General features: G+C 71.3%; 11 protein-coding genes. 3 read left to right on the top strand and 8 right to left on the bottom strand.

Annotated elements, in window-relative coordinates:
- The first annotated feature begins 605 nt into the window (after positions 1-605).
- Positions 606-1190: a snapalysin family zinc-dependent metalloprotease gene (locus ACFPM7_RS30205; RefSeq protein ID WP_378251257.1), complete on the top strand. Its 585-nt coding sequence runs from the start codon at positions 606-608 to the stop codon at positions 1188-1190.
- Between the two features lie 128 nt (positions 1191-1318).
- On the opposite strand, the gene paaZ is transcribed toward ACFPM7_RS30205, so the two are convergent.
- Positions 1319-3340 carry a phenylacetic acid degradation bifunctional protein PaaZ gene (paaZ, locus tag ACFPM7_RS30200; protein ID WP_378251256.1) on the bottom strand — a complete coding sequence of 674 codons (2022 nt, stop codon included), beginning with the start codon at positions 3338-3340 and terminating at the stop codon, positions 1319-1321.
- A gap of 318 nt (positions 3341-3658) precedes the next feature.
- On the opposite strand from paaZ, the gene ACFPM7_RS30195 reads away from it, so the two are divergent.
- Complete coding sequence (locus ACFPM7_RS30195; protein WP_378251255.1) at positions 3659-4381, top strand: S1 family peptidase; 723 nt, start codon at positions 3659-3661, stop codon at positions 4379-4381.
- A gap of 59 nt (positions 4382-4440) precedes the next feature.
- Here the strand turns inward: ACFPM7_RS30195 and ACFPM7_RS30190 are convergent, their stop codons facing one another.
- The 7 genes from ACFPM7_RS30190 to ACFPM7_RS30160 form a co-directional block, all read right to left on the bottom strand.
- Positions 4441-5061, bottom strand: coding sequence for an HNH endonuclease family protein (locus ACFPM7_RS30190; protein WP_378251254.1), 621 nt, complete (start codon positions 5059-5061; stop codon positions 4441-4443).
- 129 nt (positions 5062-5190) lie between these two features.
- Positions 5191-6801, bottom strand: a complete 1611-nt coding sequence (locus tag ACFPM7_RS30185; protein WP_378251253.1) for a solute symporter family protein — start codon at positions 6799-6801, stop codon at positions 5191-5193.
- Positions 6798-7154 carry a DUF485 domain-containing protein gene (locus ACFPM7_RS30180; RefSeq protein ID WP_378251252.1) on the bottom strand — a complete coding sequence of 119 codons (357 nt, stop codon included), beginning with the start codon at positions 7152-7154 and terminating at the stop codon, positions 6798-6800. The genes ACFPM7_RS30185 and ACFPM7_RS30180 overlap by 4 nt, the downstream gene beginning before the upstream one ends.
- Before the next feature lie 63 nt (positions 7155-7217).
- Positions 7218-8981, bottom strand: coding sequence for a sodium/solute symporter (locus ACFPM7_RS30175; protein WP_378251251.1), 1764 nt, complete (start codon positions 8979-8981; stop codon positions 7218-7220).
- Positions 8978-9337 (bottom strand): hypothetical protein, encoded by a 360-nt coding sequence (locus ACFPM7_RS30170; RefSeq protein WP_378251250.1) that lies wholly within the window; start codon positions 9335-9337, stop codon positions 8978-8980. The genes ACFPM7_RS30175 and ACFPM7_RS30170 overlap by 4 nt, the downstream gene beginning before the upstream one ends.
- A gap of 13 nt (positions 9338-9350) precedes the next feature.
- Positions 9351-10127 carry a LytR/AlgR family response regulator transcription factor gene (locus ACFPM7_RS30165; RefSeq protein WP_378251249.1) on the bottom strand — a complete coding sequence of 259 codons (777 nt, stop codon included), beginning with the start codon at positions 10125-10127 and terminating at the stop codon, positions 9351-9353.
- Positions 10127-11194 (bottom strand): sensor histidine kinase, encoded by a 1068-nt coding sequence (locus ACFPM7_RS30160; protein ID WP_378251248.1) that lies wholly within the window; start codon positions 11192-11194, stop codon positions 10127-10129. The genes ACFPM7_RS30165 and ACFPM7_RS30160 overlap by 1 nt, the downstream gene beginning before the upstream one ends.
- A gap of 175 nt (positions 11195-11369) precedes the next feature.
- Between ACFPM7_RS30160 and ACFPM7_RS30155 the strand changes: the two genes are divergently transcribed.
- Positions 11370-11700, top strand: a 331-nt coding sequence (locus ACFPM7_RS30155; RefSeq protein ID WP_378251247.1) for an acetyl-coenzyme A synthetase N-terminal domain-containing protein, incomplete at its 3' end; no start/stop codon positions are given.

The following is an 11700-nucleotide window of genomic DNA, read 5'->3' as shown; positions in this document are numbered from 1 at the left end:
CAATCTACTCAAAGGAACCCACAAAAGGGGTTCACTTCATAAAAGCTCTACTGGCTTTCATCGGCACACTGTTGAGTTCTCAAACAACACACGCACATCCAATCAGAGCCGCACCAAGCGACACCTCATGGAGGCTGGTTACTCCAGGCTTTGTGTGTCGCACTCCGTTCCGGCTTTCCCGGCCCGTTCCGCGCTGACAGGAAGAAAGTTACACGGCCGCCAAACCACGATCAAATCGGGGGGTCGGTTAAGCGTCCGAGGGGCACAAACCCGTTGCGGCACAACGGAAGCGAACACACCTGCTCGACCGTCCAGCCACTGGGACGCGTGTCGGGACGAACCGCCCATAGCGGACACCTCGCGGACTGTTTCCGCTGTTCAACCGCTATATGGGTGGTTCAAACCTCCCCTCGTACATCACGCGCAGTCAGCGTGCAGCGAGTTTCTGTGATCGCGGTCACTATGTCTACAGCGTTGGCAACTCACGGGGTACGGCTAACTACTGGAGGAGATCTACGTCGTCGCCGTCCCTTCGGCTGAGTCCCCTCGCCCTGCAAGGCACCACGAGGACGGCCCTGTCCCGGGCCGCTCACAAGGGAGAAGCAATGCTTCGACGCACTGTCGCGCTGGTGGCCACGAACGTGGTCCTCGGCGCCGCTCTGATCACCGGCATCGCCGCGACCCCCGCCGCCGCGGAGGCGGCGCCGCCCACCGCGCTCGCCGCGACCCTGACCTACGACGACACCTACGCCGCCGAGTTCAAGGACGAGATGGCCCAGGCCGTCGCCATCTGGAACGCCGCCGCACCCAACGTGCGGATCGTGAAGGCCCAGCCGGGGCAGCGGATCAACATCCGCGTGCTCGCCGACGACGGCTGGCCGCGCGCCACCCTCGGGCCGGTCCGCCCCACCGGCCAGGTCACCGTGTGGATGGGTCGCACCGCGGTGAACCAGGGCTACAACGTGGTCCGCATCGCCACCCACGAGCTGGGCCACTCGCTCGGTCTGCCGGACCGCCGCACGGGCCTGTGCTCTGACCTGATGTCCGGCAGCTCCGCGCCGGTGAGCTGCGCGAACTCCCAGCCGAGCTCGGCTGAGCGCTCGCAGGTGCAGCGCAACTACGCGGGCTTCTTCAGCATGAAGGAGAGCAGCAGCAAGCCCGTGGTGATCGTCGACTCCGCGACCAAGTAGCGCTTCGCGGCTCGGGCGTCCGGCCCCCCGCCGCCAGGTTATCCGGCGTGAGGGGGGTGGGGCCGTCTGGAGTTGACGGCTGTGGACAAACAGAGCGGGGAGGGCCGGTTCCGGTCCTCCCCGTTCTGTCAGGACTTGGCCACCAGGGTCAGGACGTCGTACTTCGCGGCGGTCTCGCCGTCCTGCTTCGTCACGACCGCGTCCCAGCGGACCTCGCCGTACTCGGCGTTCTCCCTCGGGGTGATCTGCTTGGCCGTCAGCGTCACCGTCAGCGCGTCGCCGGGGAAGACCGGGGTGATGAAGCGCAGGTTCTCCAGCCCGTAGTTCGCCAGCACCGGGCCCGGCTCCGGCGAGACGAACAGGCCCGCGGCGAAGGACACCACCAGGTAGCCGTGCGCGACGATCCCGCCGAAGAACGGGTTGGCCGCCGCGGCCTCGGGGTTGGTGTGGGCGTAGAAGGTGTCGCCGGTGAACTCGGCGAAGTGGTCGACGTCGGCCTGGGTGACCTCGCGCGGGCCGGCCACGACCGAGTCGCCGACGCGCAGCTCGGCCAGCGTCTTGCGGAACGGGTGGATGTCCTCGCGGCGCGGTGCGCCCGCGGCCCACTGCCCGGTGATGGCTGAGAGCACCTTCGGGCTGGCCTGCACGGCGGTGCGCTGCAGGTGGTGCAGGATCGCCCGGACGCCGCCCATCTCCTCGCCGCCGCCCGCGCGGCCGGGGCCGCCGTGCACCAGCATCGGCAGCGGCGAGCCGTGGCCGGTGGACTCCTTGGCGTCGTCGGTGTCCAGGACCAGCATCCGGCCGTGCCAGGGCGCCGCCCCGATGACCACCGACGCGGCGAAGTCGGCGTCGCCGGTGACGACCGAGCCGACGAGGCTGCCGAGCCCGCGCGCGGCCAGCTCGACGGCGTGCTCGGCGGTGTCGTAGGGCAGCAGGGTGGCGACCGGCCCGAACGCCTCGACCTCGTGCGGCTCGGCGCGGTCGCCGTCGGCGCGCAGCAGCACCGGGGACAGGAACGCGCCGCGCTCGGCGTCGGCGTCGAGGACCTCCACCCGCTCGGGGTCGCCGAAGACGATCTGCCCGGCGGCGGTGAGCGCCTTGAGCGAGCGGCGCACCTCCTCGCGCTGCTCCAGGCCCGCGAGGGCGCCCATGCGCACGTCCGGGTTCGCCGGGTTGCCGATGACGACCTTGGCCAGGCGCGCGCTGGTGGCCTCGGCGACGGCGTCGAGCAGGTCGGCGGGAACGATGGCGCGGCGGATGGCCGTGCACTTCTGCCCGGCCTTGGCGGTCATCTCGGCGGTCAGCTGCTTGACGTAGAGGTCGAACTCCGGCGTGCCGGGCCGGGCGTCGGGGCCCAGGATCGAGCAGTTGAGGGAGTCGGCCTCGGCGTTGAAGCGCACGGCGTTGCGCACGACGGCCTCGTGGGTGCGCAGCCGCTGGGCGGTGGAGGCCGAGCCGGTGAAGGCGACCAGATCCTGCGGGGTGAGGTGGTCCAGCAGGTCGCCCGCGCTGCCGCAGACGAGCTGCACGCTGCCCTCGGGGAGCAGGCCGGAATCCACGATCAGCTCGACGACGCGCGCGGTCAGGTACGCGGTCTGGCTGGCGGGCTTGATCAGGCTCGGCACGCCGGCGACGAAGGCGGGGGCGAACTTCTCCAGCGGTCCCCACACGGGGAAGTTGAAGGCGTTGATCTGCACCGCGACGCCGTGCAGGGGGGTCATGACGTGCTGGCCGAGGAACGTGCCGCCCTTGCCGAGCGGCTCCACCGGCCCGTCGACGTAGACCTTGGCGTTGGGCATCTCGCGGCGGCCCTTGCCGCTGTAGGCGAAGAGGACGCCGATGCCGCCGTCGACGTCGATGAGCGAGTCGCGCTGGGTGGCGCCGGTGCGCGCGGAGAGCGCGTACAGCTCGTCCTTGTGCTCGGTGAGGTGCAGGGCGAGCTCCTTGAGGAGCGCGGCGCGCTGGTGGAAGGTCAGTTCGCGCAGGGCTGGGCCGCCGACGCGCCTGCCGTGGTGCAGGGCGGCGGCCATGTCGACGCCGGCGCTGGAGATCCTGGCGACCTCCTCGCCGGTGACCGCGTCGTGCAGCGGCGCTCCCGCCGCGCTGGGGGTCTGCCAGTGTCCGCCGACGTAGCTGCGCAGCAGCGCCATCGAGTCCGCCTCCCGGGTCCGCCCGCGGCATCGTTGCCGCAAGTCAGAGCCGATGTTAGCGCTCGTTCACCGCTGCATCGAGCCATTGGCCCGCAGGTGTGAACGGGAACGCACGGGAATGGGTGTGAATGTCACGGCCTTGCATCGTGCGGCTGTCGCTGTAAGGGTGGAGAACGGGTCATGATCGCTCGGGGTGAGCGGCAAACGCGCAGGTCCAGACCCGGTGACCGGTGTTTGTCGTGCATTCTTCGCGCTCATTCCCATTCCCGATTCGTCCCCTGCACAGCGGAGCAATCCGCGGAATCGAGAAGGCGTTTCATGAAGAAGACGAAGCTTGCACTGGCCATCACCGCGGCCGCGTGCGCGCTGCTGGGCGCCGCTCCGGCCGCCACCGCGGCCCCGGCTGCCCCGCCGGCCGACTTCGACGTCCAGCCGCTGATCATCGGCGGCGGCAACGCGAGCAACGCGCCGTGGGCCGCCCGCCTGTTCACCAACGGCCGCGAGACCTGCTCGGCCAGCATCATCGCCCCGACCTACATCCTGACGGCGCGCCACTGCGTCGACGGCAGCGGCATCTCCTTCCGCGTGGGCAGCCTCGACCAGCACTCGGGCGGCACCCTGGTCAACGCCGTGCAGATCTACCGGCACAGCTCCGACCTGGCGATCGCCCGCATCGACCGGTCGATCAGCACCACCTACGCGCCGCTGGGCACCACCTCGCACGTGGCCGTGGGCCAGAACGTGCAGATCTACGGCTGGGGCGCGACCTCGCGCTGCGGCTCGGAGATCAACTGCCAGGCCCGCTACCTGAAGGTCGGCACGGTCAGGGTCACCTCGACCACGGCCAGCGACGCCTACGGCGGCCTCGCCATCCGCGCGACCCGCGTCGACGCGATCGCGGCCGGTGGCGACTCCGGCGGTCCGATGTTCTCCAACGGCCGCCAGGTCGGCGTGGCCTCGACCAGCGACCGGGTGTCGGTCACGAACTACACCAACGTGACCCGCTACCGCAGCTGGATCCAGAGCATCGCCGGCGTCTGATCGCCTGCTCGCACGGGGCCGTCTCCTCAGGGGGCGGCCCCGCCGCATGCGCGCACCGCTCAGCAGGTGTCGAGCATCCGGGCCAGCTCGGCCTGTTCGGCGCGGTCGACGCTGAGCTTGTAGCGGGCTTTGACCGTCACGTACTTCGTCGCGTAGTCGCACCAGGCGCCGCGGTCGGGCCGCCAGCGGCCGGGGTCGTCGTCGCCCTTGCTCTGGTTGGAGCTGCCGGTCACGGCGATGAGGTTGTCCATGTCGTTGTAGAACCGCCCGCGCTGCTCGGCCGACCACTTGCGCGCGCCGGAGCGGTTGGCCTCGGCGAGCGGCACGATGTGGTCGATCTGCAGGTCGCCCGCGTCGCCGACGACCTCGCCGTCGTAGGAGCTGGTCCAGCACTTCCCGCTCGGGCACTGCGGCCTGCACTGGCTGTCGACGTCGAGCCCTGTGCCGTCGCGGGCGAGGACGCGCTCGCGGGTGTTGCACTTGGTGGACGGGTCGTAGTCCCAGTCGCCCCAGTCGTCGCGGCGGTAGTGGGCTCCGGTGTCCTCGGCCTTGGGCTCGCCCAAGGCGGACAGGGACGGGGGCGGGCCCGCGCTCGACGGGCCCGGCTCGGCGCCGGGCAGGTCGGGCAAGGCGCAGCCGGTGAGCAGCACGAGGACGGCCAGGGACCACCGAGGGGACATGACCCACGTCTACGTGATCACGGCGCGGCGCGGAAGATCACCGCGGTACCGATGTGATCACGGGTGACAGCTGCCCCCGCCCTCCCTCTTCGGGTGGACGGGGGCAGCCTGCTCTCGGGCGGGCGCTCGCTAGTGGTCGACCGCCTTCTCGGCGCCCGCGCCGGTCAGGGCACGGACCTCCATCTCGGCGTACTTCTTCGCGTCGGCGCGGCGGCCGACGAGGGTGCCGATCCAGCCGAGGAGGAACGCGGCGGGGATGGACACGATGCCCGGGTTGGCCAGCGGGAACCAGTCGAAGTCCGCACTGGAGAACATCGCCTTGGCGTTGCCGGAGACCGCGGGCGAGAAGATGATCAGCCCGACGCAGATCACCAGACCGCCGTAGATGCTCCAGAGCGCGCCGGTGGTGTTGAACCGCTTCCAGAACAGCGAGTACAGGATCGTCGGCAGGTTGGCCGAGGCCGCCACCGCGAACGCCAGGGCGACGAGGAAGGCGATGTTCTGGCCGTTGGCGATGATGCCGCCGACGATCGCCACGATCCCGATGACGACCGCGGTGATGCGGGCGACGCGGACCTCGGCGTTCTTGTCCTCGACCTTGCCGCGCTTGATCACGTTGGCGTAGATGTCGTGGGCGAAGGACGCCGACGCGGTGATCGTCAGGCCCGCGACGACGGCGAGGATCGTGGCGAAGGCGACCGCGGCGATGAACCCGAGCAGCACCGGTCCGCCGAGCGCCTCGGCCAGCAGCGGGGCCGCGGAGTTCGGCCCGCCGGGTGCGGCGGCGATGGCCTCCGGACCGACGAGCGCGCCCGCGCCGTAGCCGAGGACCAGGGTGAACAGGTAGAAGATGCCGATCAGCCAGATGGCCCAGACGACCGAGCGGCGGGCTTCCTTGGCGGTGGGCACGGTGTAGAAGCGCATGAGGATGTGCGGCAGGCCCGCGGTGCCCAGGACCAGGGCGAGGCCGAGGGACAGGAAGTCCAGCTTGCTGGTCTCGCTGACGCCGTACTGCTTGCCGGGGTTGAGCAGCGCCTCGCCGTTGGCACCGCCCGCCTCGACCGCGCTGCCGAGCAGGGCGGAGAGGTTGAAGCCGAACTGCGCGAGCACCCAGATGGTCATGGCGAGCGCACCGGTGATGAGCAGCGCCGCCTTGATGATCTGCACCCAGGTGGTGCCCTTCATGCCGCCGACCAGCACGTAGATGATCATGATGATGCCGACGACGGCGATGACGGCCGCCTGGCCCGCCTTGTTGGTGATGCCGAGCAGCAGGGCGACGAGGCCGCCCGCGCCCGCCATCTGGGCGAGCAGGTAGAAGAACGAGACGACCATGGTGGAGGTCGCCGCCGCGGCGCGGACGGGGCGCTGCTTCATGCGGAAGGCGAGGACGTCGCCCATCGTGTACTTGCCGGTGTTGCGCAGCAGCTCGGCGACCAGCAGCAGCGCCACGAGCCAGGCGACCAGGAAGCCGATGGAGTACAGGAAGCCGTCGTAGCCGTTGAGCGCGATCGCTCCCGCGATGCCGAGGAACGACGCGGCGGAGAGGTAGTCACCGGCGATGGCGACGCCGTTCTGGCTGCCGGTGAAGGAGCGGCCCGCGGCGTAGTAGTCGGCGGCGGTCTTGGTGTTGCGGCTGGCGCGGAACACCACGATCAGCGTGACGACGACGAACGCGCCGAAGATGCTGATGTTGAGGGCCGGGTTGTTGCCCTCGACCCCTTGGGCGAGGAAGTTCATCGCTTCTCCTCGTCGTCGGGCTCGCCGATGGTCTCGCGCAGCTTCTGCGCCAGCGGGTCGAGCTTGCGGTTGGCGTAGCGCACGTAGAGCGTGGTGATCGCGAACGTGGAGACGAACTGGAGGAGCCCGAGCACCAGTCCGACGTTGATGTTGCCGACGACCTTGGTGGACATGAAGTCGTGGGCGTAGTCGGCGAGGACGACGTAGGTCAGGTACCAGACCAGGAACAGCGCGGTCATCGGGAAGACGAAGACGCGCAGCCGCCTGCGCAGTTCGACGAACTCGGCACTGGACTGGACCTCGGTCCACTGGTCTGAGTCTGGGGGCCGAGCCTGGGACTCGGTGGAACTCATGCGCGCCTCCTCCGACGGGGTGTTCGGCGTCACGCTAGGGAGGCGTCACCCGTCCGTGTGAGGTCAGCGGCCCAAACGACGGGTGATGCGACGAACGGCCGACGAGCGGCGCGCCGACCAGGACGAGTGGCCCAGGTCACGTGCGCGCAACGCCAGCGGCGCGTCGCGTTCGCCCAGGTGCAGGCGCAGCATGGCCGCGCCGGACCAGGCGGGGGGCCGCCCGAACAGGGACACGGTCACCATGGTGACGAAGGCCAGCGGCACCGACCAGGGCGCCGGCTGGGCGATGAGGATGGCCACCCAGCCGTCGAACGGCGGCGCGAAGAGGGTCAGCGCGATGGCGCCCGCCGAGGCGAGCAGACCGGCGCTGACCCCGGCGAACGCGCCCGCGACGGTCAGCCGCGACCACCAGATGCCGAGCACGAGCAGCGGGCAGAACGTCGACGCCGCGACGGTGAAGCCCCAGGTCACCAGCACGCCCGCGTCGATGCGCGCCGACGGCAGCGCCAGCAGCACGACCACGGCCGCCGCGCCGATGACGGTGAAGCGCAGCCGGGCCAGCCCGCCGGGCATCAGGTCGTGCGAGATCGCGCCCGCGACGACCAGCAGCAGGCCGAGCGAGGTCGCCAGGAAGGCGGCGAAAGCGCCCGCGGTCAGCAGGCCGGTGAACACCGACCCCCACGTTCCGCTGTCCACTTGCGACGGCAGGGCGACCACGGCGGTGTCGGTGGCCCCGGACAGGTAGAGCTGGGGCACCAGCACCTTGGCGAGCGTGCCGTAGATGCCGGGGAACAGGTAGAAGACGCTGAGCAGGGCGACGGTGAGCGCGGCGGTGCGGCGGGCGGCGCGGCCGTCGGGGCTGGTGTGGAAGCGCATCAGCACGTGCGGCAGGCCCATCGTGCCGAGCATGGTGGCGATGAGGACGGCGAGCGTGCCGAGCAGCGGGTAGCCGTCACCTATCGGGCCGAGCAGCGGGCGCTGCCAGCCCTCGGCGCCCGGCGGCGCTCCCCCGCGCGCACCCGGCACCGGTGCGCCTTCGGCGAAGACGATCGTGGAGCCCTCCGCGACGGTCAGCTCGCCGGGCGGGATCACCTCCAGCAGGCCCTCGGGGGTGCGCACGGTCGTCGGCTCGTCCAGTTCCAGGGTGACCTGGAGTCCGAAGCTGACCGGCGTGTCCTTGGTGAAGTGGGTGAACTCGGCGGGGTGAACGGCCTCGTGGCGGACCTGGGGACCGGCGGCGATGAGCAGCCAGATCGCCGGGATGATGAACAGGACCAGCTTGAACACGAACTGGAAGGCCTGCACGTAGGTCGCCGCGCGCATGCCGCCCAGGGCCAGCGTCATCGCCGCGACGAAGGCGGCGATGACCACGCCCACCCAGTACGGGCTGCCGCCGACCGCGCTGAGCACCAGGCCCGCGGTGCGGAACTGGGGCACCAGGTAGAGCCCGCCGATGACCAGCACGACGACGGCGGCGAGCCTGCGCAGCGAGGTCGACGCCAGCCGCGCCTCGGCGAAGTCGGGCACGGTGACCGCGCCCGAGCGGCGCATCGGGGCCGCCACCAGCGCGAGCATGGCGACGTAGCCCGCGGTGAAGCCCACCGGGTACCACAGCGCGCCGATGCCGTCCTTGACGACGAGACCGGCGACCCCCAGGAACGACGCCGCCGACAGGTACTCCCCCGACACCGCCGCCGAGTTGAGCAGCGGCGACACCCGGCGCGAGGCGATGAGGAAGTCCGAGGTGGTGCGCATGGCCGCCACGCCCCGCAGCCCGATGAGCAGGGTGACCAGGACGACCGGGACGACGGCGAACGCGACGATCACGGGTCGGGCTCCCGCTGGTCCTCGACCCGTTCGGCGCGGCGCAGCTGCCACCAGGAGATGGCCACCATCGCCGGGTAGGGCAGCAGCAGCGCCAGCCAGGACACCGGGATGCCGAGCAGCCGGACGTCATCGAGGGCCGGATAGAGGCGCAGCACCACCGGCAGACCGACGATCAGCGTGATCAGCGCGGCGACCGCGGTGGCGGCGCGGACCCGCTGGGCTTTGTAGAGGCCGAGCGCGCGGCGCGCGTCAGCGGGGTCGAGCGCGGGTGGACGCCAGGACGTGCGGTGGCGGCGGCGGGCGTGGGCCAGGCGCGTCTGCGGGCTGGTGACGACCTGCCGCCGGTGCGGGCTCACGGCGCGCGCCCGCTCATCGGCGTCCCAGTTCCCCGCGCTGCGCGGCCTGGAGGAGGCGTTCGCGCAGTTCGCGGGCGTGGCGGCGGCTGACGGGCACGTCGCCGAGGTCGGTGTGGGCGAGCATGCCGCCGACGGAGTCGCTGCGCAGCTCGCGGACCGCGTCGATGGCGACGAGGTAGCCGCGGTGCACGCGGACGAAGCCGGACTCCTCCCAGTACTCCTGCAGCCGGGAGATCGGCATCCGCACCAGGTGGGCGCCGCTGTCGGTGTGCAGGCGGACGTAGTCGCCGTGGGCCTCGGCGTAGCGGACCTCGCCGCGGCGCACGTAGCGGATGCGCCCGTCGGTCTCCACGGGCAGCACCGGCATGGCGTCCGGCTTGGGCGGGGCGGTCTCGGTGGCCTCGGCGGCGCGGCGGGCGGCGACGAAGCGCTCCACCCTGGCCAGCGCGTCGGCCAAGCGCTCGGCGCGGACCGGTTTGAGCAGGTAGTCCAGGGCGCCGATGCCGTAGGCGGAGACGGCGTGCCCGTCGAAGGCGGTGACGAACACGATGGCGGGCGGATCGCTGAGCTTGGCCAGCAGCGACGCCAGCTCCAGGCCGTTGAGACCGGGCATGGAGATGTCCAGGAAGACCCCGTCGAAGGGCTCGGCCTGGATCATCTTCAGCGCGCTGAGCGCGTCGGCGGCGGCGAGCACCTCCTCGACCTCGGGCGCGGCGCGCAGCAGCCTGCACAGCTCGTCCAGGGCGGCGCGCACGTCGTCGACGGCGAGGACGCGCAGTCCGCTGGCCATCAGGGCATCACTCCCGGGGAGAACATCGGCATGCGGACGGTCACCTTGGTCCCGGCGTCCTGGGCGGTTTCGAGCACCAGCCCGTACCAGGAGCCGTAGACGTTGCGGAGCCTGCGGTCGACGTTGGCCAGGCCGACGCTGCCCAGGTTCTCCCGCCCGGCCAGCAGCGCCTCGGCGCGCGCCGGGACCATGCCGACCCCGTCGTCCTCGACGGTGATCACGCAGTCGGTGCCCTCGGCCTCGCCGGTGACCTGGATGGTCCCGCCCGCCGAGCGCGGCTCGATGCCGTGCCGGACGGCGTTCTCGACCAGCGGCTGGAGCACCAGGTAGGGCAGGGCGACGGCCAGCACCTCGGGCGCGACCCTGACCTGCACGCGCAGCCGGTCGCCGAGGACGGCGCGCTGCAGGGCCAGGTAGGTCTCGATGGCGTGGAACTCGTCGGCGACGGTCGTGTACTCGCCGTGGCTGGCCAGGCTGTACCGGTTGTAGTCGGCGAAGTCGAGCATCAGCTCGTGGCTGCGCTCGGGGTCGGAGTGGATCAGCGAGGCGATGACGGTGAGCGCGTTGTAGACGAAGTGCGGGGAGATCTCCGCGCGCAGCGCCCGCAGCTCGGCCTGCGCGGCGTGCTCGGCGCTGGCCTCCAGCCGGGCGCGCTCCAGCGACGCGGTGATCCAGTCGGCCACTTCGTCGACGGCCGACCTGCGCACCTGCCCGGACACCACCAGTACCCCGGTCAGTTCGTCGTGGACGTGCAGCGGGGTGACCACCAGCGGCGGCCTGCCCGCGCGGGTCTCGTTGTGCAGGACCTGGTCGACCAGCTCCACCCACCGCGGGCCCGGCGGCACCGACCCCGCCCACACCGGCCGCCCGGTGAGGTCGGCCAGCCCGATCCCGGCGGCCCCCAGCAGCCTGCGCACCCCGCGCGCGGCGGCCCTGACCCTGGACCCGGCGAGCCCGTCGGCCAGGTCGTCGGCGATGTGGCGGGCCGAGGCCAGCACCGCGGCCGGGTCCGTCCTCGACCAGGGCACCCCGGCGCGCGTCAGCTCACCCGGCTGCGGCGACGCCATGTGCTCCCCTGTCGGTCTCGGTCGTGTCCGGTAGATGTTAGGTCCTGTTGCGCGCGGTCCGGGTAACGCTCGTGGACCGTTCGTCCCGGTCGCGGCACCGTCCGTCGCGCGATCCGCGCGCGGCCGCTGATCGCACCTACTGTGACCAGCCACACCGGTGTGGTTCGGAGGACCGATGAGCGGACAGACCTTGGACAACCTGTCGACCGAGACCCGGGAGTTCGCCCCTCCCGCCGACTTCGCCGCCGCGGCGAACCTGACCGCGTCCGCCTACGACGAGGCCGCTGCTGACCGGTTGGGGTTCTGGGAGGCCCAGGCCCGTCGCCTGGAGTGGGCTGGTGAGTGGTCGCAGGTTCTGGACTGGTCGGATGCGCCGTTCGCGAAGTGGTTCATCGGCGGCACGTTGAACGTCGCCCACAACTGCGTCGACCGCCACGTCACCGCGGGCAACGGCGACCGCGTCGCCCTGCACTGGGAAGGCGAGCCCGGAGACACCCGCACCGTCA

Origin of the sequence: Actinokineospora guangxiensis (genome assembly GCF_042657845.1) — a bacterium.
GTDB classification, from domain to species: Bacteria; Actinomycetota; Actinomycetes; order Mycobacteriales; family Pseudonocardiaceae; genus Actinokineospora; species Actinokineospora guangxiensis.
Note: the sequence above shows the minus strand (reverse complement) of the source record. Positions and strands in the feature narration are given on the sequence as shown.